Here is a 22,996-nt window from a genome sequence, read left to right as displayed (position 1 = left end):
CATAAGTGCAGCCCAACCGGATGACCGCCTCTGCCGCGAGCCTGGCCACCGAGCCACCCAGCGCCGGATTTGCTTGACTGTTGCGTGACTGGGGCGGTTGTTAATTGGCGCGATAGATGTTTATCTATCTGAAAAGAAAGAGATACTTTTATTGTGAGTTGCTTGATGGCGTGCACAGCGGCCACCCGCATACGAAAAGCGAGTGGGGTCATCGTTGGCGTGTTTATCAAGCGTTGGGTATCGCAGGAGCTAGCCACCCATGGCCTATGACTATAGCCAGAGCCTGAATCCGCAGAAGGCGCTGATATTCCGGATCGTGCATCGGGATAACCTGGAATGGATCCTGACCCATGGCCTGTGGGCGGGGAATGGTCAGCAGCAAAGCCCGCACTGGGTGCATATCGGGTTGCCGGAGCTGATTGCCAAGCGCGCGCGCCATCCGGTGCCGCTGGCTCCTTACGGCGTGTTGAATGACTATGTGCCCTTCTACTTCACGCCGTTTTCTCCCATGCTCAGCAATATTCACTCCGGGCGCGGTGTTCCCCGGCGTGAAAATGATGAAATCCTGATCCTGGTTTCCAGCCTGCATCGCATGGCTGAACTGGGGCTACCGTTTGTGTTTACCGATAGCCATGCCTATTACCAGTGGGCCAATTTCTATGTCGACCTTGGCGATCTGGGGCGGATTGACTGGCCACTGTTGCAGCGCCGTGATTTCAAGCGTGATGCGGAAGATTTGAGCAAGCTGGAACGCTATCAGGCCGAGGCCTTGATCCATCAACATTGCCCCATCGAGGCGTTGCTGGGCGTGGTGTGTTACAACGAAGAAATAAAGAACAGCGTGGAACAATGCATGAATCGGGTGGGGGTCGCGCGCCCCGTCTATGTCCGTGATGGGTGGTATTTCAGATGATTCGATATACAACAGGCAATCTGCTGGATGCTCCGGTGGAAGCGCTGGTGAATACCGTCAACACCGTCGGTGTCATGGGCAAGGGGATCGCCTTGATGTTCAAGGAGCGGTTCCCGGCCAATATGCGCGCCTATGCCGAGGCGTGCAAACAGGGTGATGTCGTCACCGGCAAGATGTTTATTACCCAGACGGGTGAGCTGCTGGGGCCGCGCTGGATCGTGAATTTTCCGACCAAACAGCACTGGCGCAATCCGGCACAGATGGCGTGGATCCAGGATGGTTTGCAGGATCTGCGGGCCTGGTTACAGGCGCAGCAGGTCTCTTCGATTGCCATTCCGCCGCTGGGGGCTGGCAACGGTGGTCTGCCTTGGCCAGAGGTCAAACAGGCGATTGAAACGGCACTGGGCGATCTGGATATCGATATCCTGCTCTATGAGCCCAGTAGCCAATACCAAAATGTGGCCAAGCGCGGCGGGGTGGCGGAGCTGACTCCGGCTCGGGCCCTGATTGCTGAACTGGTACGTCGCTACTGGTTTTTAGGGATGGAGTGCAGCTTGCTGGAAATCCAGAAGCTGGCCTGGTTTCTGGCTCGGGTCATTGGCCGTAACCCGCTGGGGGATCCGCTGCAGTTGCAGTTTAAGGCCCATCGTTATGGCCCTTATGCCAACAATCTGACTCATCTGCTCAATGCGATGGACGGCAGTTATCTGCAGTCCGACAAGCGCATCCCGGATAGCAAGCCGTTTGATGTCATCTGGTTTAATGAGGCCAAAAAACAAGAGCTTGCCGTTTATCTCCATACCGAGGCCAAAGCATTTTTACCGATACTGGAGCAGACGACCGCGTTAATCGACGGTTTTGAGTCGCCCTATGGCATGGAGTTATTGGCCACGGTCGATTGGTTGATAGCCGAAGAGGGCTGTGCGCCGACGCTGAGCGCGCTGCGAGAGGGGTTGCATCGCTGGCCAGCGGGAACCCCGTGGGGTGAGCGCAAGGCGCGGCTGTTTGATGATCGCAGTCTGCAGATCGCCTTGACCCGTTTGCAGCAGGGATTGGTGTAACGAAGTGGGTGTAACAAATAAGAGCGGCTGCGCGGTTGTCGCGGCGGCTTGAGAGAATAACAGGGATAGAGAGCATGATTTCAGTCGGCCAACGGGAGCGGGCAACCCAGAACCGCGTCATCAAGTTATTTCAAGCGGAGCTGGGCTATCGCTATCTGGGGGATTGGCATACACGGGAGAACAACCGGAATGTCGAGCCGGAACTGCTGACCGCCTGGCTGGCGGGGCGTGGTGTGGACGCGGCGCTTATCCCCAAGGTGCTAAGGCAACTGGATCGGGCGGCAAGCCTGGGCGAAGGGCGCATCCTCTATGACGCCAACAAGGAGGTCTATCGCCTGCTGCGTTATGGCGTGAAGGAAAAAGTAGGGGCAGGCGAGCAGAACCAAACCGTCTGGCTGATCGACTGGGCCAATCCGCAGGCCAACGACTTTGCCATTGCCGAAGAGGTGACGGTCAAAGGCGAGCATAAGAAACGGCCGGATCTGGTGCTCTATGTCAACGGCATTGCCCTTGGCGTCATTGAACTCAAGCGATCTACCGTCTCTGTCTCCGAAGGTATCCACCAGAACCTGGATAACCAGAAGAAGGATTTTATCCGTAACTTCTTCACCACCATGCAGCTGGTGATGGCGGGCAACGACACCCAAGGGGTGCGCTACGGCACTATCGAAACCCACGAGAAATACTATCTGGAGTGGAAAGAGCCAGCCGATCCAATCCATTCCGACCATGTCGATCTGCCGGGTGCCAATCTGCTGGACCAGCATCTGACGCAGTTGTGCAGTAAGGCGCGCTTTCTGGAGCTGATCCACGACTTTATCGTGTTTGATGCGGGCACCAAGAAGACCTGCCGCCATAACCAGTATTTCGGCATCCGTGCCGCCAAGGCTTATATCCGCCGCCGGGATGGCGGCATCATCTGGCACACCCAAGGCAGCGGCAAGAGCCTGACCATGGTCTGGCTGGCCAAGTGGATCCGCGAAAATGTGACCGACAGCCGGGTGCTCATCATCACCGACCGCACTGAACTCGATGAGCAGATTGAGAAGGTATTCAGCGGGGTGGAGGAGGAGATCCTGCGCACCAAGAGCGGTGCCGATCTGGTGACCCGTTTGCATGCCCATAATCCCTGGCTGATCTGCTCCCTAGTGCATAAGTTCGGTCGCACGCCAGAAGGCGAGTCGGATGACGAAGATGATGGCAGCTCGGATGACTTTATTGCCGATATGCGCCGCAGCTTGCCCTCGGACTTCAGCCCCAAGGGCCAGCTGTTTGTGTTTGTCGATGAGTGTCACCGCACCCAGTCTGGCAAGTTGCATGGGGCTATGAAGAGCCTGTTGCCGGAGGCGCTGTTTATCGGTTTTACCGGCACGCCGCTGATGAAGCAGGACAAAAAAGTTCTGGTGTCAAGTCCTTTGTGCAAATCACGCAGGACTTGAAACCGTATATGGGACAGTAGGTTAGCTCTTTTCTCGGCCACTTTGGCGCGGTGTGGCTTCGTGGGCTAGGAGCCACATAGGAGCGTTGGGAGAGAAAGCCACATCGCACTGTGTCGTGCTGGATTGCCGAGGGACGGCGGGCTTGTCTTGTCATCATAGCCCAGGCGGCTCTTGGCGGCATCCAGAATGAAGAACGCGCAGCCTTGGGCTGCGCGTTCGATGGATGTTGCTGGGCAGGCTTCGAGGGCCATCACGTCGGCTTGGACGGCACGCTCCGCGTCGTGGTGCCCTTCCTGAATCCCCGATCCCCCGCCATGAACGCCTCCAGCATGTGCGGGATCAACTTCTCGGCATCGACGGCCTCGCCATACGCCTGCGCGTGCAGCGCGGCGTAGCGGTCGAGGTCGGCTTTCAAGCTGGCCGGGCAGGCAAAGGTCAGCTTGACGCTCTCGGTCTTGGGCAGCGGCCCTAGCCGCAGTTTCTTCGTGTTCATTGGGAAGCTCCCCGGTTGAAGAACAGCGGCTGGCACGGCCGCAGCACCAGATCCCGGTTCACGATGACGCGAACCGGCAGGCCCGGCCTAATGGTCAGCGTCGGCTGGATGTCCATGTTGCGCCGGGTGATCTCCTGACCCACCTGATTGATGCTGTCCTGGGCGCTGTCGCGCCCCGCGATGACGATGCGGTTGCCGTCCTGGCGGTTCTCTGGCGCGGCCAACTCGGCGCCTACGCCCAGCAGCGTCGTCAGCACGGCGCCCGCGACGATGCGATTCCAATGCCAGTCCACGTCGTCTTCCAGGCCGGCGTAGCCGGCTGGATCGGTGCCGACAAGGTTGTCGAGCGTCAGCGAGGACGTATCGGGCAGGATGACCCGGTTCCACACCACCTGCACGCGGCTCTGCCCGTAGCTGACCTGGCTGTTGTATTTACCCAGGATGCGCGACCCCTGCGGGATCAACAGGAACTTGCCCGTGGCCGAGTCATAGACCGGCTCCGTCACCGTGGCGATCACGTCGCCTGGCAAGTCCGACTTGATGCCCGTCACCAGCGCGCCCGCAATCACCGTTCCGGCCATGACCTGATACGGCGAGGCCGGCATTTTCAGGTTTCCGGAATTGCGGGTTTCCATAGAGCCGCCTTTCAGGAACGCCTCTTTCTGGTCTTGCCGGTTTTGCACAGCTGTCGGATCGGCAGGCTGGGGCGCCGCCGAGGCCGGCCCAGCCGCGAGCGGGTCGAAGGCCGCGAGCGTGTTGGCAGCACCAGGCACACCCGGCGGCGCCACCGTGGCCGTGGCGGCGGCCTGGCCCTGGCCGCCCGAGCGGAAAAACACCGACGAAGCCGCTGCGGCTTCCGCCTCCTTGCGCAAGGCGTCGTTGGGATCGTGGCCGGGGGCCGCGTAAGCGGCCACGGCGGACTGCTGCGAGTTCACGATGGCCGGGCCAAGATCGCCCGGCAGTGGCGGCCCCAGCTCGGGCACCTTCGGCGGCAGCTTCGAGTAGTCGGACGGCAGGCCGTCCAGCCCTTCGGACTTCGAGACGCGATCGACGTTGTAAAGCTCGGTCTGCTCGCCCGCGCCGCGCCGGTGCGGTTGCAATGACCAGATCGTGGCCCCGAGCACGGCGACCGACAGGCCGCCGACGAGGACGGCCAGCGTGCGCCGGTTCAACCGGGTCACGGCACGCGGCTGGGCGCGAAGCGCCACCGCCTCGGGCGCGACCTTGCCTGCCTGCCGCGTGGCGAGGTCGGGGGTATCGTCCTGGCTCATGGTCAGTTCCTCCGTGCCACGCCATCCGTGCGCTCGATCCGCACCACGTCGCCCTTGTCACCGCCCAGGCGCAACTCTGCCGCGCCAAACAGGCGATCCACGATGTAGTACGGCGAACGGAAGCGGTAGTTCACCAGTTGCCCGTCGCCTTCCGGCCCGATCACGAACAGCGGCGGCAGTTCGCCTTGCGCGATGCCGGCGGGGAACTGGATATAGACCTTCTGCCCGTCGTCGAAAGCGCGCAGCGGCTTCCACGACGGATTGCTGCCGCCGATCGCGTAGCGAAAGCGCAGGTTCTCCAGCGACAGGCCGCTATCCACCGGCGCGGCGGCGCTGGCCGCTTGCGCCTGGCGCTGCAAGGCCAGCATCCGGTCGCGCGGGTACTCCCAGGACACCGACGCCATCCACGTCTTTTCCGTGGAAGTCAGTTCCAGCAGGTACGTCCTCCGGCTGGTGATGATGACCAGATTGGTCTTGAGGCCCGAGCGGATCGGCTTGACCAGCACGTTGACGCGCAAGTCGGCACCGCTGCCGCTGGACGTGTCGCCCACGATCCAGCGCACGGTATCGCCGGCGGCCACCGTCACCAGCTCCTCGCCCGGCTGCAAGGCAACCATCGTCACCCGGCCCACGGCCGCATAGACCTGATACAGCGCGCCATCGGTGAAGGGCCACACCTGAATCGCGTTGACGTAGCCCTCGCGCGTGGGCGCGACACGCGCCTCGGCATTGGCGCGTGAAACGCGCACCTTCTCGTCGGCCGGCTCGGGCGTGGGCTTGGCGTCCTCGGCCTCGGGTGCCGGCATCAACTGCGCCGGCATCGGCAGCACCTCGGGCACGGCCACAACCTCCACGGGCGCGGGCGGCTCCGGCATCGGCTGGGCCTGCACCGGCACCGGCTCATCGAGCGAGATGGTCGGCGGCGGCTTGCCTTGCGTGGCGCAGCCCGCCAGGGCAACAAGCATCAACGGCAAAGCGTAAAAGCGGAAAGACAGGTTCATGGTTTTGCTCCTTCGGAAGAATCCAGCTCGCGGCTCCAGGAAAGGCCGTTGACGTAGATGCCCAGCGGGTTCTTGCGCAGGCGTTCTTCGGTGCGCGGCGGCTGGAGCACGATGGACACCACGGCCGTCCACCGTTCCAGGCCCGCCGCAGCGCCGTTGACGTAGCGGCGTTCCGTCCAGCGCACGTTGAAAGACGTGTCGCTGGCACGCACGACGCTGGTGATCTGCACCGTCACCGACTCCTTTCCGATGCGCGCGAACGGGTCGTTGACCCGCGCGTAGTCGTTGAGCACGGCCGCGCCTTTGTCGGTCGTGTAGTCGTAGGCGTCCAGCCAGTTCTGGCGGACGACGATGGGGTCGATGGACAGCGAGCGCACCAGCGTCACGAAGCGCGCGATGTGGTGCGCCGTCTGCGCATCGTTGGGCCGGTACGGCGTGGCGGCTTCGCCCACGGCGCGCACCTGGCCCGCGTTGTCCACCTCCACGACGTAGGGCGTGACGATGGATTGCGCCGAGCGCCACACCAGTCCGCCGGCCATCAGCAGCGCGAGCGTGAGGCAGCCGAAGGCCATGAATCGCCAGTTCTTGGCCTGGACGCGGGCCGAGCCGATACGGTCGTCCCACACCTGGCCGGCGGTTTGGTACGGCGTGGCAGGCTGCGGCGTGTCGGCGTAGCGCACCTGCGGTTTCTTGAATCGCATGGTCAGTTCTCCTTGTGAATCGCGTCAGTCGTCGGAGCCGCGCAGGCTCGGGCCTTGCCCGGAGCCGCCGCCGTCGCCACCGCGCAGCGCGTGGGCAGCGGTGGTCGCGGCGTGGGTGAGCTGCTGGCGGCGATGCAGCCGCTTGGCCCAAGCGGGCTGCTCGGGCGCCTGTGCAGCGGCAGCGCCTGCCGGCGCTTCGCTGGTGGCGGCCTGGCCGGCTGACGCGCCAGCGTCGCCGTTCCAGCCCGCGCGGAACGGTGCGGCCATGCGCTGCCCGGCAGCGGAAGCGCGGGATGCGGCAGCGCGTCCGGCAGACTGCGCGCCGGTCTTGGCGACGTTGCCCAAGCCCGCCATCGCGCCTTTGGCACCGCCGCCGGCGGCAGCGGAACCCGCCTGGAACGCCGACTTCGCGCTGCCAGCCGCCGACGTGGCGGCACGCGCGCCGCTGCCGGCCAGCTTGGCGGCAGCCGGGGCCATGTGCGCGCCAGCGGCCACCGCGCCGCCCACGCCCGTCGCGGCAGCACCGACAGCCACTGCCGTTCCGGCCGCGCCGACGGCGGCACCGGCCATCGCGCCCGCGCCGAGCTGGGGCGCGCCGGACACAAGGCCCGTGGCGATGCCGGGGCCGAAGATCCCGAGCGCGAGCAAGGTGAGCGAGGCCAGCATGATGACCAGCGCGTGGTCGATGTTCGGCTCGGCGGGGTGGACTTGGAACTGCGCGAACAGGCCCGAGCCGATGCCGACGATCACAGCCAGCACCAGCACTTTGATGCCAGCGGCCACGACGTTGCCCAGCACCTTCTCGGCGAGAAAGCTGGTCTTGTTCCACAGCGCGAACGGCACCAGCACGAACCCGGCGAGCGTGGTCAGCTTGAACTCGATCAGCGTGATGAAAAGCTGGATCGCCAGCACGAAGAAGCACAGCACCACGACCAGCCACGCGAGGAACATCACCACGATGGGATCGAGATTGGCGAACACCTCGGGGAAGCCCGCCATCTCGCCGATCTGCTCCAGAATCGGCGCCCCGGCGTCGATGCCGGTCTTGGCGAGCCGGCCCGGCTGCAAGAAGTTCTCCATCGTGATGGCCGAGCCGGTGGCGGTGATGCCCAGCCCCGCGAACGAGCGGAACACGATGCTGGCCAGCCAGTTGAAGTTGTTGAGGATGTAGGCGAAGGCACCGACGTAGAGCACCTTGCGCAGCAGCTTGGCGATCACGTCATCGCCTTGGCCGGTGGCGTGGCTCATGGCCCAATACAGCCCGGCGATCGTCATGTCGATGACGATCAGCGTGGCCGTGAGGAACGCCACTTCGCCGCGCAGCAGCCCGAAACCCGAGTCGATGTAGGTGGCGAAGGTGTTGAGGAACTGGTCGATGATGGTCACGTCATTCATGGCGTGCCCTCCGGTTCCTCGAAGCTGGGCGGGATCGGCGGCAGGTCGGCCAGCGTCTGGTATTCATCCGGCCCGGCCTCGCCGGAAAAGAAGCGCCGCCGGAAGGCTTCGGCGGCGGCGCGGCAAGCGTCCTCGCCCGTGGCCTGCCGGTCGGCCGCGCATTGCGCGCGCAATGCCTTGAGCCGCACGCGATCGGCGGCCAGGGCATCGGCGAGGTTGTCGGCCGGCTGCTCGCCGCAAGCGGCCAGCAGCACGGCACCAAGGACGAGGACGCATCGCATGGCGGCCTCCTGTCAGTCGCGGTAGAAGTTGACGGACTGCGGCGTGTACGGCGTGCCTTCCCCGAGGAAGCGCCGCCGCACTTCGCGGGCGCGCTCGGTGGCCGCCGCCTGCCGCGCCAGTTCCAGCGAGGCGGCCCGGTCTTGCGTGATCTGGAGCCGCTGCGACTGGATCGACTGCTTGGCCTGCAAGGCGAGCAACTGGTTCATGGCCTGCATCGCCTGCAACGCGCCTTGCGCCGACTGGCTCTTGCCGACCAGATCGGCCAGCACGCTTTCGTCTTCGCCCAGGTTCTGCGACACCTGCGCCTGCATCTGCATGGTGGTCTGCAAGCCGCCCAGCGTGTTCTTCCACCGCTCCTGGGCGTCGCGGTACATCTGGTCGCCGCTGACGGTGGCGGCGTACTGCTCCGGGTACAGGCGGGCAAACTCCCGATCCAGATTCGTCACGTCGTAGGCCAAGCCTCGGGCCTGGGCGATCAGCCGCTCGGTCGTCGCCAGGTTGGCGCGCAACTGGCCGACCACGCTGGATGGAAGGCTGGCGAGGTTGCGCGCCTGGTTCATCAGCATTTGCGCTTCGTTCTGGAGCTGGCGAATCTGGTTGTTGATCTGCTCCAGCGTGCGGATCGCGGTCATCGTGTTCTGCACGAGGTTGGTGGGGTCGATCACGACCCATTGCGCATGGGCAGTGGCGGTGCAAAGCATGGCCGCGATGGCAGCGGCGACAAGGCGCTTCTTCATGGCAGGATCTCCTGTGGTTGGTCAGCGAGGGAATCCGGCGCGAGGCCGGGGAACGAGGGCAGCAGGTCAGCCGCCCAATCGAGGCCGCGATGGCGCAGCCAGGCACCCGCGAAGCCGGGCGTGCCGGCGTCCAGCAGCACGCGGTCTATGTCGCGCTGGTCTTGCGGCGTGGAAGCGCCCGCGAAGGCCAGCGTCGCCGCCCCCAGGTCGAGGTCGAACAGGCGGTTGCCGAGGCGGGATTGGTAGTAGTAGTCGCGCTTGGGTTGCGCGGTGGCGACGATCTCGATCTGGCGCGAGTTCAACCCGAAGCCCTCGTAGATCGTGCGAATCTGCGGCTCGGTCGCCTGCGGGTTCGGCAGGAAGATGCGGCTTGCGCAGCTCTCGATGATTGCGGGCGCGATGCTCGAATCCTTAATGTCCGCGAGCGACTGCGTGGCGAAGATCACCGACACGTTTTTCTTGCGCAGCGTCTTGAGCCACTGGCGGATGCGCGCGGCAAACACCGGGTCATCCAGGAACAGCCACGCTTCATCGAGGATCAGCATCGTGGGCGCACCGTCAAAGCGTTCGTCAAAGCGCGCAAAGAGGTAATGCAGCACGGCCATGACGGCGGCCTTGCTGTGCATCAGCTCCTCCATCTCGAAACCCTGCACGTCCGCCATGCCCAGCCGGTCGTGGTCGGCATCCAGCAGCTTGCCGTGCGCGCCGCCCAGCACATAGGGCGCGAGCGCCTGGCGCAGCGCGTTCGATTGCAGCAGCACCGACAGGCCGGTCATCGTGCGCTGCTCGACGGGCGCACCGGCCAAGCTGCCCAGCGCCGACCAGATGGCGGCTTTCTCGTCCGGGCCGACTGCTACGCCTTCATGCAGCAAACGGCCTTCGATCCATTCGGCGGCCCAGGTGCGGTAGCCTTCGCGGTCAATGCGGGCGAGCGGCTGGAAGGCGATTTCGCCGTCCGTGCCCAAGTCGTAGTGCTCGCCGCCAAGCCCGAGGATCGTGGCGCGCATCGAACGCCCCATATCGAACGCGAAGATGCGCGAGCCGAGGTAGCGGCGGAACTGCATCGCCAGCGTGGCGAGCAGCACTGACTTGCCCATGCCCGTCGGGCCGGCCACCAGCATGTGGCCCACGTCGCCATCGTGCGTGACCAAGCGAAACGGTGTGGCGCCATCGGTGCGCGTCACGATGAGAGGCGGGCCGTCCAGATGCGCGTTGCGCTCGGGGCCGGCCCACACGGCCGACACCGGCATCATGTGCGCCAGGTTCAGCGTCGAGACGATCGGCTGGCGCACGTTGGCATAGGCGTTGCCGGGGAGCGAGGACAGCCACGCATCCACGGCATTGAGCGTTTCGGAGATGGTCACGAAGCCCCGGCCCTGGATGACGCGCTCCACCATGCGCAGCTTCTCGTCGGCTGCGGCCGGGTCGGCATCGAGCACCGTCACCGTGGCGGTGAGGTAGCCGAAGGCGACTTGATCACTGCCCAGCTCCTGCAACGCGGCATCGGCATCGGTCGCCTTGTTCGAGGCATCCGTGTCCACCAGCGGCGACTCCTGTTGGAAGATCGTTTCGCGCAGCAGCGCGATGACGTTCTTGCGCTTGGCGAACCACTGGCGGCGCAGGCGGGCGAGGTCTTTTTCCGCCTCGGATTTGTCCATGCAGAGGAAGCGCGTACTCCAGCGATACGCAAATCCGAGGCGGTTGAGGTCGTCCAGAATCCCCGGCCAGGTCGAGGTCGGAAAGCCCCGCACCGACACCACGCGCAGGTGCCGGTCGCCCAGCATGGGGGCCAGGCCGCCAACCAGCGGCGAGTCGGCCAGCAGCGCGTCGATGTGGAAAGGCACCTCGGGCACACCGACGCGATAGCGTCGCGTCGAGATGGTCGCGTGCAGGTAGGTCAGGGTCTGCGCGTCATCGAGCCAGGCAATTTCCGGCATGACGCCATCGAGCTGGTCAAAGACCCGATCCGTTTCCGCGACGAAGGCTTGCAGCCGCTCGCGCCAGTCCACGCCATTCGTCGGCGTGTTCTCGTAGAGCATCTTGGCGGCACGAGCGCGCGATTCTTCAGGCGGCAGGTACACCAGCGTCAAGTGATAGCCGCTCTCGAAGTGATGGCCGGTGTCCTCGAAGGCCGAGCGGCGTTCTTCGTCCACCAGCCACGACAGCGCCTCCGGAAACTCTGAGTGCGGGTAGTCCGCGGCGGCGCTGCGTTCGGCCTCGATGAACAGCGCCCAGCCCGATCCCAGCCGGCGCAGCGCATTGTTCAAGCGGGCCGACGTGGCGATCAGCTCGCCTTGCGTGGCACTGTCGAGGTCAGGCCCGCGAAACCGGGCCGTGCGCTGGAAACTGCCGTCCTTGTTCAAGACGACACCCGGCGCGACGAGCCCGGCCCACGGCAGCCAATCGGCGAGCAAGGCCGGGCGCTGGCGGTATTCGGCGAGGTTCAGCATGGCGGCGTCCCCTCACACGTCCAGCAGCGGGCGGTGCTTGATGTGCCGGGCGAACACGGCCATGAACTGCGGATCGACGCGCGCACCCCATACCGCCAGCGAATGGCCGACGATCCAGAGCACCACGCCAGGAATCCACAGTTGCAGGCCCAGCCCGACGGCGGCGGCCAGCGTGCCGTTGGCAATCGCCACGGTGCGCGGTGCGCCGCCCAGCAAGATCGGCTCGGTGAGCGAGCGATGCAAAGGCACCTCGAACCCGGCCGCGAAGCTATCCGGGCCGCTCATACGACAGCCCCGCCCGAGAACGAAAAGAACGACAGGAAGAAGCTCGAAGCCGCGAACGCGATGGACAGGCCGAACACGATCTGGATCAGCTTGCGAAAGCCGCCCGACGTGTCGCCGAAGGCGAGCGCGAGGCCCGTGGCAATGATGATGATGACCGCGACGATGCGCGCCACCGGCCCCTGAATCGACTCCAAGATCGACTGCAACGGGCCTTCCCAGGGCATCGAGGAACCAGCGGCCTGCGCGGTGCCGGCCAGGAACAGCAACAGCGCGGCCAGCAGCAGCCCTCGCCCCGCAGGGCGGGCCAGGCAGCGCAGCCGTGCAAGGCGCAAAGCCGGATTTACGGAAACACGGAAAGCAGGAATGGTCATCTGCGTCATAGCAGTTCTCCAGGTTGGTCAGGGGACGAGGAAGTCGCCGCAGCGGGTGCGGCATCAGGGATCGGCGGCAGCTCGGGAAACGGCGTTTCCAGCGCGTCCACCAGTTGGTAGCCCACGCCGTCGAAGCCGACGATGCGGGCGATGTTCTCGATGCGGCGCTTGCGTCCGCGCCCGGCGATCTGGATCACCACGTTGACCGCCTCGGCGATCAGCGCACGCGGCGGATTCACCGCCACTTCGAGAATCAGTTGCTCCAGGCGCAGCAACGCGCCCAGCGCGGAGCCGGCGTGGATCGTGGCGACGCCGCCGGGGTGGCCGGTGCCCCACACCTTGATGAGATCCAGCGCCTCGGCACCGCGTACCTCGCCGACGACGACGCGATCAGGTCGCAGGCGCATGGACGAGCGCACCAGCTCGGTCATGGACACCACGCCGGAGCGCGTGCGCAGCGGAACGTGGTCGCGGGCCGCGCATTGCAGCTCCACCGTGTCTTCGAGCACCAGCACGCGGTCGCCCGTGGCAGCTATCTCGGCCAGCAGCGCGTTCGCCAAGGTCGTCTTGCCGCTGCTGGTGGCCCCCGCGATCAGGACGTTCTGGCGCTCGCGCACGGCGCGCACCAAAAAGCCCGCCTGGGCGGCGGTCATCATTCCGTCCACGACGTACCGCTCCAGCGGGATCACGCCGATGGCGCGCTTGCGCAGCGCGAAGGCCGGCCCCGGCGCGGCTGGCGGCAGGATGCCCTCGAAGCGTTCACCGGTTTCGGGCAGTTCGGCGGACAGCAGCGGCTGGCCGCGATGCACCTCCGCGCCGACGTGGGCCGCGACCAGGCGGATGATTCGCTCGCCATCGGCTTCGGGCAGCTCCACGCCCATAGGCGCGCGGCCCGACGACAGGCGATCCACCCAAAGGGTGCGGTCAGGGTTGAGCATGATTTCCACCACGTCGGGGTCTTCGAGCGCGGTGGCGATCAGCGGCCCCATTGCCGTGCGCAGCATCTGGATGCGCCGGTCGAGCGACGTGGCACTCATGGATTGGGAAACGGCGCTCATGACGCACGCTCCTGCGCATCGGCGGCTGCCGCCGCGTCCTCCATCCGCACCGAATCGGGATGCAATTCCTCCACCACGTCGCGCACCAGGCTGCGCCCACGCATCAGGTGGCGGCCAAGCTGCTCGGTGAACTGCTCGAAACGCGCCTTGCCCAAGGCGCGGGCCGCCTCTTGGTGCGCCTCGGGAACCGGCGTGCTGACGGTCAGGTAGTAGCGGATGAACAGCGCCAGCGTCTCGATGGCGATGCTCTGGTCGCGCTCCATTCGCTCGGCCTGGCGCGAGAGGCGATCAAGGCGCTTGGCGATGGCCGCCTCGCGCTGGTCGGCCGCGTCCGGCGACAGCCAGGACGCCAAGGCAGCGGCGACGATGCTGGACTTGGACACGCCTTTCTTGGCGGCCAGTTCATCGAGCCGCTGGGCGTGCTCGGGCTGGATAAAGAGGTTCAGGCGATAGTGGCTCATAGCTCGATTCCGTCGTTGGGGTCGAGGGACGCCAGCCGGGCCGTGCGCTGCATGGCCGGATCAAGCTGGCGAGGAAGGGGAAGCGGCAGGTCGTCGTCGTCATCGAGCAGGCCGAGGTCGGCCGCGGGCGCGGCCAGCTCGGGGTCGTAGGCGACGGCCTCAGTTAGCTCGGGCTGACGGCGCGGGCCGCCGTCGTCGGCCGACGCCCGGAAGCCTTCGGCGGCATCGGCCGCAGGCGCGGCAGGCACGGCAGGAATCGCCAGGCCACTCCAGTCGTCGGGGCGCAGTGGCGGCGCGTCGGCGTACCGGCCGTCCGCCAGCTCGGGCGGCGGCAGCACGCGCTGCTTGAAATTGGCGTCGGCGTAGTAGCGCAGCTTCCGGGCCTTGATCGGCGCCATGCTGGACACCATCACTACGGCATCGTCCGGCGGAAGCTGCATCACCTCGCCCGGCGTCAGCAGCGGGCGGGCCGTCTCCTGGCGCGACACCATGAGGTGGCCCAGCCACGGCGCGAGCCGGTGGCCCGCGTAGTTGCGTTGCGCGCGCAGCTCGGTCGCAGTGCCCAGCGTCTCGGAAATGCGCTTGGCGGTGCGTTCGTCGTTGGTGGCGAACGTCACCCTGACGTGGCAGTTGTCGAGAATGGAATGGTTCTGTCCATACGCCTTGTCGATCTGGTTGAGTGACTGCGCGATGAGGAAGCTGCGGATGCCGTAGCCCGCCATGAAGGCCAAGGCTGTCTCGAAGAAGTCGAGCCGCCCCAGGGCCGGGAACTCGTCGAGCATCAGCAGCAGCTTGTGGCGGCGTTCGATGCCGTCGCTGCCGTCCAGCGATTCGGTGAGGCGTCGCCCGATCTGGTTGAGGATCAGGCGGATGAGCGGTTTGGTGCGCGATATGTCCGAAGGCGGCACCACCAGGTACAGCGACACCGGATGCTCGGCCGCGATCAGGTCGGCGATGCGCCAGTCACAGCGCGAGGTGACTTCGGCCACCGTGGGATCGCGGTACAGGCCGAGGAACGACATGGCGGTGCTTAACACGCCGGAACGCTCGTTGTCCGACTTGTTGAGCACTTCACGCGCCGCCGACGCGACTACCGGATGCGGCCCCTCGCCCAAGTGGGGCGTGGTCATCATTCGATGCAAGGTCAGCTCGAACGGGCTGGCCGGGTCGCTGAGGAAGTTGGCGACGCCGCGCAGCGTCTTGTCTTCGCCCGCGTAGAGCACATGCAGGATCGCGCCGACCAGCAGCGCGTGGCTGGTCTTTTCCCAATGGTTGCGCTTCTCCAGCGCGCCTTCGGGATCGACCAGAATGTCCGCGATGTTCTGCACGTCGCGCACTTCATGCGCGCCGCGCCGCACCTCCAGCAGCGGGTTGTAGGCCGCCGACTTCGCATCCGTGGGGTTGAACAGCAGGCAATGCGAGAAGCGCGAGCGCCAGCCTGCGGTGATCTGCCAGTTCTCGCCCTTGATGTCGTGGATGACGGCGGACGCGGGCCAAGAAAGCAGCGTCGGCACCACCAGGCCGACGCCCTTGCCCGAGCGCGTGGGTGCGAACGTCAGGACATGCTCTGGCCCCTCATGGCGCAGGTACTGGCGGTCGTGCTGGCCGAGGAACACGCCCTCTGGCTGCGTGAGGCCCGCCTTGCGAATGTCATGCGCGTTCGCCCAGCGGGCCGATCCGTAGGTCGTGACAAGGCGTGCCTGCCGCGAGCGCCAGACCGACATGGCAATGGCGACGGCCACGGCGACCATGCCACTGCTGCCAGCGATGGCTCCGCCGGTGTCGAAGATTTCCGGGGTATAGGCGCCGTAAGAAAACCACCACTCAAACAGCTTCCACGGGTGATAGATCGGCGTGCCAAGAAGATCGAACCAGGGCGAGCCAAGGCGTACTTGATAGCCAAGGGCTGCTGCTGTCCATTGTGTGGCACCCCACACTCCGGCGATCACGATGCCGAATACCACGGCGATCTGACCGAACAGCACGTTCGTCCCTTGCATGACCTGGCCTCCGATTTCTCCTGCGCCGATTCCTCATGGAAAAAGCGGCACAAGGACGTGCCGGAGGCGTCAGGATCGGTGCCGCGTCAGTGCCGGTCAAAGACCGTTTTAAGCAGAAAGATCGAGCAAAAAGAAAGAATTAGCGCGGTGGCGAGCCAACGAAAAACGTCGCAAGCGCAGGCGCGTTGCGGCGTGTCGGTCAGGAAATCCAATATTCGTGGCGAAGCGGCCACGATCAAAACTTAGGCGGCTCCTTCGGCGGTGTGTAGGGCGTTTCCCCGTCGCCATAGAACCGCTTGCGCGTGGCCTCGGCCACCCGGTTGCACAACACGTCGCCCAGCTTGGGGCGGTCGGTCTTGCACTGCTGGCGCAGTTCCTTGAGCCGTTCGGGGTTGGCCGCCAGCTCTTCCACTGTCGGGATGTTGGCTGCGGAACCGGCGGACTTCTGTGGCCCATCGGACTGGCCGCAGGCAGTCAACACGGCAACCAGCAAGAATGGGATGATCTTCTTCATGGCGTCAGTTCCTCCGGGTGATCGGGATTACGGCCTCGTATGGGCCTGGGGGTTTCCGGCTGTTCGATGGCCTGTGCGCGCTCAATAAACCGCGCCAACTCGTCGGACGGATCTCCGTCCAGCCGCAACAGATAGGTCGTGAGGGGCGACACGCGCGAAGCTAGCGGCCGGGCCACTACACCCGGCTCACGGCTGGCGGCAATGTGTGCACTGCCTGCTAGGCCGAGCGCAAAACCGGCCGAGACTAGGGCCATCATCAGGTCGGTGGACGAAACCCTCTCTGCAATCAGTGGCTCCACATCCGCACGGCGCAACACCCGTTCAACTTGCTTGGCATGGCCCTCACATGCCTGTGGATCGCACAGAACCAGTGGATAGCGAAGCAACTCATCCAAGGGGATGCGCTTGTGGGCCAGAAGCGGATGCCGAGCTGGCACGGCCACCATCAGCGCATCGCTCCATGCGGGCGTGGCGACGATACCGTCGCCCACTTCGTCGGATTGAGCAAACCCTACGTCATACAGATCGCTATGCAGCCCCTTGATCTGTTGCGATAGGGGCACCTCGAAGAACCGGATTTCGACCTCGGGTTCTTCCTGGCGGCAAAGTACGAGCAACGCAGAAAGGCGCGACGGCGTGATGCCGTCGGACAATGCCACGCGCAACTGGCCATGAAAACCGTTTGCTGCCGCTTTCACGCTATCGCGTGCCTGCTCCAAGGCGGAGAGCACGCGGCGCACGTGCTCCAGAAACAGCTCGCCCGCACGGGTCAGCCGAGTGCTGCGCGTGGTGCGGGCAAACAGCATCACGCCCAGTTCTTCTTCCAGTTCCTTGATGGCCCGTGACAGTGGAGACTGCTCGATGTGCAGCCGCTCGGCAGCGCGGGCGAAATGGAGTTCCTCAGCAACCGCAATGAAGCAGCGCAAGTGACGAAGTTCCATAGTCTTGTCCTTCCATGATCCATGTTGATTCGGGGGACGAGATGCACGCCTGCTGTAGCACCAGTCGAGCTGAGGCCAAATATTGAATAAACAATTATACATGTGTTCATATATTAGTCAAAGAAGCCTGCACCGTGCCGTGGTGATGTTCGATTGTGAGGAGATGAATGGTGCAAGCTGCACGAGGGCCAATGGGCATCGTGGAGGCCGCTTGCCAAAATAGTGCGAGCCCCACCGGGGCTCGCGAGATGCGGAAGGTGCTATGCCTTCAGGGGGAAAGCCCGAATCAGGCTGGGTTGATTTCCAGCGCGCCGCGGTTGATCTGGTCGCGCTCCATCGACTCGAACAAGGCACCGAAGTTACCTTCGCCGAAGCCCTCGCGGTAGTTGCCCTTGCGCTCGATGAACTCGAAGAACACCGGGCCGAGCAGCGGCTCGGAGAAGATCGGCCTCACGCTCACGGCCTACCTGAACGTGCGTCTCGAAAAGCACTCCGACTCGCACAAGCGCAATCCCATGGACGTGTTCCGCGCGTCGGTCCAGAAATGGCCGGAGGTCGTGGAATGCCATGCGCTGACCGGCGACATGGACTATCTGCTGCGGGTGGTCGTCAGGAACATGGCTCACTACTCTCGCTTCGTGCTCGACACGCTGCTCAAGCACCCCAGCGTGCAGGACTGCAAGACAAGCTTCGTGCTGGATCGGGTAAAGAGCACCACGGCCTTGCCCTATGAGCATTCGGCCGATTGGTGTAGCGGGGATGCAAATAGCGCTTGACCTTCCAACCGTGGCAAGGACCAGACTTCAAACACCCCAACCCGAAAGGAGTTTTCCATGCAATTCCATCTCGAAGACATGACCTGCGGCGGCTGCGCCCGCACCGTTACGAAAACGATCCAAACGATCGACCCCAACGCCAAGATCGTCACGGACCCGCCGACCCGCCGTGTCGAGGTCCAGACCTCGGCCTCGCAAGAGCAGATCGCCGCGGCCCTGAGCGAAGCTGGCTTCCCGCCGCGCGCGCAGTAACACCGCGTCGTGGCCGGCCTGCACACAGGACGGCCGATGCGAGCACGTGCGCTGCGCCGTACCTGGCGCGGCGCTCAGTGCATCCCAAGGTAGGCGACCTTGGCCCACATCCACAGGGCCATCGCCACCATCATCAGGTTCTCGGTCAGGGACACGAAGCCCAGCGGCACGTTGCTGTCCCCGCCCACACAGGCGCACTTGAGTTCCCGGCGATCGACATAGACCGCCTTGAAAACCGACACGGCCCCGACGGTCCCGATGAACAGCGCCAACGGAATCGACACCCACATCCCCACGCCCGCGACCATCAGGACGCCTGCGATGGCCTCCGCGAACGGGTAGAAATAGGCATACCGAACCCAGCGCTTGGCCAGCAGGTCGTAGTTGAGGAACATCGTCGCGAAGCCGTCCACGTCCTTGAGCTTCTGCAGCGCCAGGAGACACATGGCAAAGGCCACGAACCACTCTGCCGCCTGAATGCTCCAGAGCTGGCCGAAGGCCGCCCAGCTCGCCGCCAGCGCCATCGCGGCCGCCATGGCGAACAGCGCGATCACAGGGGTGTAGGTCACGGCGTTCTTGTCCTTCACGGACATGCCGAAGAATTTGCGCAGGTCGTCGTAGCCGCCCACGCGCCGCCCGTTTATGAAGACCTGGGGCGTGGTCTCGACGCCATGCTCCTTCTTGAACGCATCCGTCTGCTCGCGGCTCGCCAAGTGTTTGTCCTCGACCTCGTAGCCCTTGCGGTTGAGCAGATCGAGCGACTTCAGCCCGTAGGGGCAGGTATGGCCGGGCATGACCATCCGGTAGAGCGTGGCTTGTTTGGGCGCAGACATGCTGGACTTCTCCTGTGGGACTTTTCATGGGCCGGCCGCAGCGCCGACTATCACGGATTGAAGGACTTTGACGACATTTCCAGCCTAACCGGCGGTGGTGCAAGGGGGTGTAGGCATCTGGCTCCCGGGGCGGTCGTCAGGCTGCAACGCCGTCAGTCCTCCGTCTGCCAGAGCAACCCCGCCGCAGGCCGGCGCGCCCGCGGCGGCACGCTGGGTCCTAGTGGTTCTCCTTGGCATGGTTGATCGTGTACTTCGGGATCTCGACGGTCAGGTCCTCGTTCGCCACGATGGCCTGGCAGCTCAGGCGCGATTGCGCCTCTAGCCCCCAGGCCCGGTCAAGCAGGTCGTCCTCGCACTCCTCGACCTCGTTGAGGGAATCGAATCCCTTGCGCACGATGCAGTGGCAGGTCGTGCAGGCACAGCTCATGTCGCAGGCATGTTCGATCTCGATGCCGTTGTCTAGCAGCGCCTCGCAGATCGAGGTGCCGACCGGCACGTTCAGCTCGGCGCCCTCGGGCGCCAGTTCAGGATGGGGCAAGACGGTGATCTTGGGCATGGTCTCTCCCGGCTGCTCAGTGCGCACGCGGCTTCTTTGCCGCTGCGTTGCCACTTGCACGCCGTGGCACGGCGCCGGTGCGCGCTTCGGGCTCGTCGTCGCTGGTATCGAGTTGCTCCAGCGTGTGCAGGATCGGGCAGTCGGGCCGTTCGTCGCCGGCGCAGCACCGGATCAGCGCCTTGAGCGTCTCGGCCATCTCCAACATGCTCGCGATGCGCCGGTCCAACTCGTCGATGTGTTGCTGGGCCAGACGCTTTACATCAGCACTCTGGCGCGACTTGTCATTCCACAGTCCCAGCAAGTCCGTGATCTCGGCCACCGAGAAGCCGAGGTCGCGCGAACGCCGGATGAAATGCAACCGGTGAACGTCGTCCTGGGTATAGGCGCGGTAGCCCGAATCGGTGCGGTCAGCCGGAGGGATCAGACCGATTTGCTCGTAGTAGCGGATCATTTTGGCCGAGACCTTCGAGGCCTTGGATGCTTCACCGATGTTCATGGTGTTCCTCCTTTCTCAATGAGCGGTATCCGCCGCCAGCGGCGGCTGGAAGCGGCGCAGGCGCAGCGCGTTGCCGAGCACGAACACGCTGGACAGCGCCATCGCGCCAGCCGCGAAGATCGGCGACAACAGCACACCGTATGCGGGGTACAGGACGCCAGCGGCCACCGGGATCAGGGCCGTGTTGTAGCCAAACGCCCAGAACAGGTTCTGGCGGATGTTGCCGATGGTCGCCTTGGACAGCGCGATGGCGTTGGGCACGCCCTGCAGGTTGCCCGACATCAGCACTACGTCGGCCGACTCCACCGCCACGTCGGTGCCGGTGCCGATGGCCAGGCCCACGTCGGCCTCGGCCAGCGCCGGGGCGTCGTTGATGCCGTCGCCCACGTAGGCGATCTGGCCGTGGCTGGCTTTCAGCCGGCGCACGGCTTCGACCTTGCCCTCGGGCAGCACTTCGGCCACCACCTCGTCGATGCCCAGTTGCTTGGCGATGGCCTGCGCGGTACGCGCGTTGTCGCCGGTGATCATCGCCACCTTCAGGCCGAGCTGGTGCAACGCGGCAATGGCCGCGGGCGTGCTGGACTTGATCGGATCGGCCACCGCGATGATGGCGGCCAGCCGGCCGTCGATCGCGGCGTACAGCGGTGACTTGCCCTCGTTGCCCAGGCGCTCGGCCGTGCGAGCGAAGCTGCCCACGTCCAACCCCAGCTCACGCATGAAGCGATCGGCACCGACCTCGACACGCGCGCCGTCCACGGTGGCGCGCACGCCCATGCCCGTGACCGAATCGAAGTCTGTCATCGTCGGCAGCGCGATGCCACCTTCCACGGCCGACTCGACGATGGCGCGTGCGATCGGATGCTCCGAGCGCGATTCGACAGCGGCGACCTTCGCCAGCACCTGGTTGCGGTCAAAGCCGTCGGCAATCTCCAGGTCGGTCAGGACCGGGCGGCCCTCGGTCAGCGTGCCGGTCTTGTCCACGGCCACCACCTTGGCGTCCTTGAGCAGTTGCAGGGCTTCACCCTTGCGGAACAGCACGCCCATCTCGGCGCCCCGGCCCGTGCCGACCATGATGGAGGTCGGCGTCGCCAAACCCATGGCGCAAGGGCAGGCAATGATCAGCACCGCCACGGCATTGACCAGCGCGAAGGACAGCGCGGGCGACGGGCCGAACACCAGCCAGACCAGGAAGGTCAGCACCGCGGCCAGCATGACGGCGGGCACGAACCACAGCGTCACCTTGTCCACCACGGCCTGGATCGGCAGCTTGGAACCTTGCGCCTGCTCGACCATGCGGATGATCTGCGCCAGCATGGTCTGACCGCCCACGGCGGTGGCACGCAGCGTCAGCGCACCCTTCTGGTTGACGGTGCCGCCGACCACGGTGCTGCCTTCCGCCTTTTCGACGGGAATCGGCTCGCCGGTGATCATCGACTCGTCCACGAAGCTGCGGCCCTCGGTCACTTCACCATCGACCGGCACGCGCTCGCCGGGGCGCACTTCCACGATGTCGCCCTGCGCCACGTCGTTGATCGGGATGTCCACGATGCGGCCGTCGCGCAGCACGTGCGCCTCCTTGGCCTGCAGGCCGATCAGGCGCTTGATGGCCTCGGAGGTGCGGCCCTTGGCCCGTGCCTCAAGAAAGCGGCCCAGCAGGATCAGCGCCACGATGACGGCTGCCGCCTCGTAGTACACGTTCACCGTGCCGGCCGGCAGCAGACTGGGCGCGAACGTGGCGACCATCGAATAACCGAAGGCCGCGGCCGTGCCGACCGCGACCAGCGAGTTCATGTCGGGACCCAGGCGGAACAGCGCCGGGAAGCCCTTCTCATAGAAGCGCCAGCCCGGAATGGCGAGCACCAGCAGGGTCAGCACGAACTGCAGATACCAGCTCTGCTGGATGCCAATGGTGGAAGCCACCCACTCGTGCATGCCGGGAATCATGTGCGAGCCCATTTCGAGCACGAACACAGGCAGCGCCAGCACGGCGGCCAGGGTCAGGTCGCGCTTGAGTTCGGCGCGCTCGGCGTCCTTTTTCTCGGCAGCTTCCTCGTCGGCCTGCATGCCTGTATCGACCGGGCTGGCCTCGTAGCCGACCTTATCGACAGCAGCAATCAGATCCTGCACGGATGCTACGCCACGCACGGTAGCGCGCTCGGTCGCCAGATTGACCACAGCCTCAGTGACGCCCGGCACCGCCTTGAGCGCCTTCTCGACGCGGCCCACGCACGAAGCGCAGGTCATGCCTCCGATCGCCAGCTCGATGGTGCCCTGAGGCACGTCGTACCCTACCTTCTCGATCGCCTGGATCAGCGCCATGCGATCGACAGGACGGTTCAGGCGAATGTCCGCTCGCTCGGTGGCGAGATTGACAGACACGCTTGCCACGCCCTCGACCTTGGCAAGGGCGGCCTCGACTCGGCCGACACAGCTTGCGCAGGTCATGCCCTCGATGGGCAGGCTGATTGCCGCTGCTTGGGCGCCAGCACTACTCGTTGTTGCCATGCTCATGGTGTGCTTCCCATAGTTGAAATTCGACATGGAGGGAGCTTAGGGTTTACCATCGTGGGAAGGTCAAGCGCTTTTTCGGATGCTGTCAGGTTTCAGAAATGACCCGGTGCACGGGGAACGGAGGCCTTGCCTGCCAGGCTCGCACTGGTTCTTTGCTGCGCGCGCCTAAGCGGCCGCTGCCTTGTTAATTCTGAAGGGC

General features: G+C 65.0%; 25 protein-coding genes and 1 pseudogene. 6 read left to right on the top strand and 20 right to left on the bottom strand.

What is annotated here, in order from left to right; translation table 11 throughout:
• Nucleotides 1-259 precede the first annotated feature (259 nt).
• From AB5Y72_RS11815 to AB5Y72_RS11805, 3 genes are all read left to right on the top strand, one after another.
• The gene (locus AB5Y72_RS11815; RefSeq protein ID WP_270804969.1) at nt 260-913 is read left to right on the top strand and encodes a DUF4433 domain-containing protein; all 654 of its coding nucleotides are present in this window, start codon (nt 260-262) and stop codon (nt 911-913) included.
• Nucleotides 910-1,974: a macro domain-containing protein gene (locus tag AB5Y72_RS11810; protein ID WP_103828953.1), complete on the top strand. Its 1,065-nt coding sequence runs from the start codon at nt 910-912 to the stop codon at nt 1,972-1,974. Before AB5Y72_RS11815 ends, AB5Y72_RS11810 begins: the two co-directional genes overlap by 4 nt.
• Nucleotides 1,975-2,048: 74 nt before the next feature.
• The gene (locus AB5Y72_RS11805) at nt 2,049-3,413 is read left to right on the top strand and encodes a type I restriction endonuclease subunit R (RefSeq protein ID WP_368199029.1); all 1,365 of its coding nucleotides are present in this window, start codon (nt 2,049-2,051) and stop codon (nt 3,411-3,413) included.
• Nucleotides 3,414-3,663: 250 nt separating this feature from the next.
• Here AB5Y72_RS11805 and AB5Y72_RS11800 read toward each other — a convergent pair whose 3' ends face one another.
• The 13 genes from AB5Y72_RS11800 to AB5Y72_RS11740 are packed head-to-tail and all read right to left on the bottom strand — an operon-like array spanning nt 3,664 to nt 15,918.
• On the bottom strand, nt 3,664-3,906 hold the full coding sequence (locus AB5Y72_RS11800; RefSeq protein ID WP_008786880.1) for a DUF2274 domain-containing protein: 243 nt from the start codon (nt 3,904-3,906) through the stop codon (nt 3,664-3,666).
• A complete protein-coding gene (locus AB5Y72_RS11795) occupies nt 3,903-5,177 on the bottom strand; it encodes a TrbI/VirB10 family protein (RefSeq protein ID WP_008786881.1) in 1,275 nt (424 codons plus the stop codon). Before AB5Y72_RS11795 ends, AB5Y72_RS11800 begins: the two co-directional genes overlap by 4 nt.
• Nucleotides 5,178-5,179: 2 nt before the next feature.
• Nucleotides 5,180-6,178: a P-type conjugative transfer protein TrbG gene (trbG, locus tag AB5Y72_RS11790; RefSeq protein WP_008786882.1), complete on the bottom strand. Its 999-nt coding sequence runs from the start codon at nt 6,176-6,178 to the stop codon at nt 5,180-5,182.
• Entirely contained in the window at nt 6,175-6,879 is a 705-nt protein-coding gene (trbF, locus tag AB5Y72_RS11785) for a conjugal transfer protein TrbF (RefSeq protein ID WP_008786883.1), read from the bottom strand. Before trbF ends, trbG begins: the two co-directional genes overlap by 4 nt.
• 24 nt (nt 6,880-6,903) lie before the next feature.
• Nucleotides 6,904-8,274: a P-type conjugative transfer protein TrbL gene (trbL, locus tag AB5Y72_RS11780; protein WP_270681761.1), complete on the bottom strand. Its 1,371-nt coding sequence runs from the start codon at nt 8,272-8,274 to the stop codon at nt 6,904-6,906.
• Entirely contained in the window at nt 8,271-8,555 is a 285-nt protein-coding gene (locus AB5Y72_RS11775) for a hypothetical protein (protein WP_008786757.1), read from the bottom strand. Before AB5Y72_RS11775 ends, trbL begins: the two co-directional genes overlap by 4 nt.
• A gap of 12 nt (nt 8,556-8,567) precedes the next feature.
• Nucleotides 8,568-9,293 (bottom strand): P-type conjugative transfer protein TrbJ, encoded by a 726-nt coding sequence (trbJ, locus tag AB5Y72_RS11770; protein WP_008786756.1) that lies wholly within the window; start codon nt 9,291-9,293, stop codon nt 8,568-8,570.
• Nucleotides 9,290-11,743 carry a conjugal transfer protein TrbE gene (trbE, locus tag AB5Y72_RS11765; protein ID WP_008786755.1) on the bottom strand — a complete coding sequence of 818 codons (2,454 nt, stop codon included), beginning with the start codon at nt 11,741-11,743 and terminating at the stop codon, nt 9,290-9,292. Before trbE ends, trbJ begins: the two co-directional genes overlap by 4 nt.
• 12 nt (nt 11,744-11,755) lie before the next feature.
• Complete coding sequence (locus AB5Y72_RS11760; RefSeq protein ID WP_008786754.1) at nt 11,756-12,028, bottom strand: VirB3 family type IV secretion system protein; 273 nt, start codon at nt 12,026-12,028, stop codon at nt 11,756-11,758.
• Complete coding sequence (locus tag AB5Y72_RS11755) at nt 12,025-12,408, bottom strand: TrbC/VirB2 family protein (protein ID WP_008786753.1); 384 nt, start codon at nt 12,406-12,408, stop codon at nt 12,025-12,027. The genes AB5Y72_RS11760 and AB5Y72_RS11755 overlap by 4 nt, the downstream gene beginning before the upstream one ends.
• Nucleotides 12,405-13,457 carry a P-type conjugative transfer ATPase TrbB gene (trbB, locus tag AB5Y72_RS11750; protein WP_019396556.1) on the bottom strand — a complete coding sequence of 351 codons (1,053 nt, stop codon included), beginning with the start codon at nt 13,455-13,457 and terminating at the stop codon, nt 12,405-12,407. Before trbB ends, AB5Y72_RS11755 begins: the two co-directional genes overlap by 4 nt.
• Nucleotides 13,454-13,918 carry a CopG family transcriptional regulator gene (locus AB5Y72_RS11745; protein ID WP_008786751.1) on the bottom strand — a complete coding sequence of 155 codons (465 nt, stop codon included), beginning with the start codon at nt 13,916-13,918 and terminating at the stop codon, nt 13,454-13,456. The genes trbB and AB5Y72_RS11745 overlap by 4 nt, the downstream gene beginning before the upstream one ends.
• Nucleotides 13,915-15,918: a conjugal transfer protein TraG gene (locus tag AB5Y72_RS11740; RefSeq protein WP_019396555.1), complete on the bottom strand. Its 2,004-nt coding sequence runs from the start codon at nt 15,916-15,918 to the stop codon at nt 13,915-13,917. Before AB5Y72_RS11740 ends, AB5Y72_RS11745 begins: the two co-directional genes overlap by 4 nt.
• Here AB5Y72_RS11740 and AB5Y72_RS11735 point away from each other — a divergent pair.
• Nucleotides 15,913-16,164: a hypothetical protein gene (locus AB5Y72_RS11735; protein WP_124014400.1), complete on the top strand. Its 252-nt coding sequence runs from the start codon at nt 15,913-15,915 to the stop codon at nt 16,162-16,164. The genes AB5Y72_RS11740 and AB5Y72_RS11735 overlap by 6 nt on opposite strands.
• Here the strand turns inward: AB5Y72_RS11735 and AB5Y72_RS11730 are convergent.
• The 3 genes and pseudogenes from AB5Y72_RS11730 to AB5Y72_RS11720 form a co-directional block, all read right to left on the bottom strand.
• Entirely contained in the window at nt 16,154-16,432 is a 279-nt protein-coding gene (locus AB5Y72_RS11730; RefSeq protein WP_008786748.1) for an EexN family lipoprotein, read from the bottom strand. The two genes, AB5Y72_RS11735 and AB5Y72_RS11730, sit on opposite strands and share 11 nt — an antisense overlap.
• Nucleotides 16,429-17,373, bottom strand: coding sequence for a LysR family transcriptional regulator (locus AB5Y72_RS11725; RefSeq protein ID WP_008786747.1), 945 nt, complete (start codon nt 17,371-17,373; stop codon nt 16,429-16,431). The genes AB5Y72_RS11730 and AB5Y72_RS11725 overlap by 4 nt, the downstream gene beginning before the upstream one ends.
• 286 nt (nt 17,374-17,659) lie before the next feature.
• A pseudogene (locus AB5Y72_RS11720) lies at nt 17,660-17,818 on the bottom strand (4-hydroxyphenylpyruvate dioxygenase); the annotation flags it as partial.
• Here AB5Y72_RS11720 and AB5Y72_RS11715 point away from each other — a divergent pair.
• Both AB5Y72_RS11715 and AB5Y72_RS11710 read left to right on the top strand, forming a co-directional pair.
• On the top strand, nt 17,775-18,149 hold the full coding sequence (locus AB5Y72_RS11715) for an Lrp/AsnC family transcriptional regulator (protein WP_008786746.1): 375 nt from the start codon (nt 17,775-17,777) through the stop codon (nt 18,147-18,149). The pseudogene AB5Y72_RS11720 and the gene AB5Y72_RS11715 sit on opposite strands and share 44 nt — an antisense overlap.
• A gap of 57 nt (nt 18,150-18,206) precedes the next feature.
• Entirely contained in the window at nt 18,207-18,401 is a 195-nt protein-coding gene (locus tag AB5Y72_RS11710; RefSeq protein ID WP_003821167.1) for a heavy-metal-associated domain-containing protein, read from the top strand.
• A 74-nt stretch (nt 18,402-18,475) separates the two neighbouring features.
• Here AB5Y72_RS11710 and AB5Y72_RS11705 read toward each other — a convergent pair whose 3' ends face one another.
• The 4 genes from AB5Y72_RS11705 to AB5Y72_RS11690 all read right to left on the bottom strand — a co-directional run bounded on the left by AB5Y72_RS11705 (nt 18,476) and on the right by AB5Y72_RS11690 (nt 22,797).
• The gene (locus AB5Y72_RS11705; RefSeq protein ID WP_008786745.1) at nt 18,476-19,234 is read right to left on the bottom strand and encodes a MauE/DoxX family redox-associated membrane protein; all 759 of its coding nucleotides are present in this window, start codon (nt 19,232-19,234) and stop codon (nt 18,476-18,478) included.
• Between the two features lie 217 nt (nt 19,235-19,451).
• Entirely contained in the window at nt 19,452-19,790 is a 339-nt protein-coding gene (gene fdx / locus AB5Y72_RS11700; protein WP_008786744.1) for an ISC system 2Fe-2S type ferredoxin, read from the bottom strand.
• A 16-nt stretch (nt 19,791-19,806) separates the two neighbouring features.
• Nucleotides 19,807-20,286: a Cu(I)-responsive transcriptional regulator gene (gene cueR / locus AB5Y72_RS11695; protein ID WP_270681758.1), complete on the bottom strand. Its 480-nt coding sequence runs from the start codon at nt 20,284-20,286 to the stop codon at nt 19,807-19,809.
• Nucleotides 20,287-20,301: 15 nt separating this feature from the next.
• The gene (locus AB5Y72_RS11690) at nt 20,302-22,797 is read right to left on the bottom strand and encodes a heavy metal translocating P-type ATPase (protein WP_017511447.1); all 2,496 of its coding nucleotides are present in this window, start codon (nt 22,795-22,797) and stop codon (nt 20,302-20,304) included.
• Nucleotides 22,798-22,996 lie beyond the last annotated feature (199 nt).

Origin of the sequence: Aeromonas sp. R7-4 (assembly GCF_040908055.1) — a bacterium.
In the GTDB taxonomy this organism is placed as follows: Bacteria; Pseudomonadota; Gammaproteobacteria; order Enterobacterales; family Aeromonadaceae; genus Aeromonas; species Aeromonas sanarellii.
This window is presented reverse-complemented; position numbering and strand designations above follow the sequence as displayed.

Bases quoted from the DNA above. Each gene is read 5' to 3' on its own strand.
- AB5Y72_RS11815 (WP_270804969.1), top strand. From the start codon at position 260: ATGGCCTATGACTATAGCCAGAGCCTGAATCCGCAGAAGGCGCTGATA.
- AB5Y72_RS11810 (WP_103828953.1), top strand. From the start codon at position 910: ATGATTCGATATACAACAGGCAATCTGCTGGATGCTCCGGTGGAAGCG.
- AB5Y72_RS11805 (WP_368199029.1), top strand. From the start codon at position 2,049: ATGATTTCAGTCGGCCAACGGGAGCGGGCAACCCAGAACCGCGTCATC.
- AB5Y72_RS11800 (WP_008786880.1), bottom strand. From the start codon at position 3,906: ATGAACACGAAGAAACTGCGGCTAGGGCCGCTGCCCAAGACCGAGAGC.
- AB5Y72_RS11795 (WP_008786881.1), bottom strand. From the start codon at position 5,177: ATGAGCCAGGACGATACCCCCGACCTCGCCACGCGGCAGGCAGGCAAG.
- trbG (WP_008786882.1), bottom strand. From the start codon at position 6,178: ATGAACCTGTCTTTCCGCTTTTACGCTTTGCCGTTGATGCTTGTTGCC.
- trbF (WP_008786883.1), bottom strand. From the start codon at position 6,879: ATGCGATTCAAGAAACCGCAGGTGCGCTACGCCGACACGCCGCAGCCT.
- trbL (WP_270681761.1), bottom strand. From the start codon at position 8,274: ATGAATGACGTGACCATCATCGACCAGTTCCTCAACACCTTCGCCACC.
- AB5Y72_RS11775 (WP_008786757.1), bottom strand. From the start codon at position 8,555: ATGCGATGCGTCCTCGTCCTTGGTGCCGTGCTGCTGGCCGCTTGCGGC.
- trbJ (WP_008786756.1), bottom strand. From the start codon at position 9,293: ATGAAGAAGCGCCTTGTCGCCGCTGCCATCGCGGCCATGCTTTGCACC.
- trbE (WP_008786755.1), bottom strand. From the start codon at position 11,743: ATGCTGAACCTCGCCGAATACCGCCAGCGCCCGGCCTTGCTCGCCGAT.
- AB5Y72_RS11760 (WP_008786754.1), bottom strand. From the start codon at position 12,028: ATGAGCGGCCCGGATAGCTTCGCGGCCGGGTTCGAGGTGCCTTTGCAT.
- AB5Y72_RS11755 (WP_008786753.1), bottom strand. From the start codon at position 12,408: ATGACGCAGATGACCATTCCTGCTTTCCGTGTTTCCGTAAATCCGGCT.
- trbB (WP_019396556.1), bottom strand. From the start codon at position 13,457: ATGAGCGCCGTTTCCCAATCCATGAGTGCCACGTCGCTCGACCGGCGC.
- AB5Y72_RS11745 (WP_008786751.1), bottom strand. From the start codon at position 13,918: ATGAGCCACTATCGCCTGAACCTCTTTATCCAGCCCGAGCACGCCCAG.
- AB5Y72_RS11740 (WP_019396555.1), bottom strand. From the start codon at position 15,918: ATGCAAGGGACGAACGTGCTGTTCGGTCAGATCGCCGTGGTATTCGGC.
- AB5Y72_RS11730 (WP_008786748.1), bottom strand. From the start codon at position 16,432: ATGAAGAAGATCATCCCATTCTTGCTGGTTGCCGTGTTGACTGCCTGC.
- AB5Y72_RS11725 (WP_008786747.1), bottom strand. From the start codon at position 17,373: ATGGAACTTCGTCACTTGCGCTGCTTCATTGCGGTTGCTGAGGAACTC.
- AB5Y72_RS11715 (WP_008786746.1), top strand. From the start codon at position 17,775: ATGAACTCGAAGAACACCGGGCCGAGCAGCGGCTCGGAGAAGATCGGC.
- AB5Y72_RS11710 (WP_003821167.1), top strand. From the start codon at position 18,207: ATGCAATTCCATCTCGAAGACATGACCTGCGGCGGCTGCGCCCGCACC.
- AB5Y72_RS11705 (WP_008786745.1), bottom strand. From the start codon at position 19,234: ATGTCTGCGCCCAAACAAGCCACGCTCTACCGGATGGTCATGCCCGGC.
- fdx (WP_008786744.1), bottom strand. From the start codon at position 19,790: ATGCCCAAGATCACCGTCTTGCCCCATCCTGAACTGGCGCCCGAGGGC.
- cueR (WP_270681758.1), bottom strand. From the start codon at position 20,286: ATGAACATCGGTGAAGCATCCAAGGCCTCGAAGGTCTCGGCCAAAATG.
- AB5Y72_RS11690 (WP_017511447.1), bottom strand. From the start codon at position 22,797: ATGAGCATGGCAACAACGAGTAGTGCTGGCGCCCAAGCAGCGGCAATC.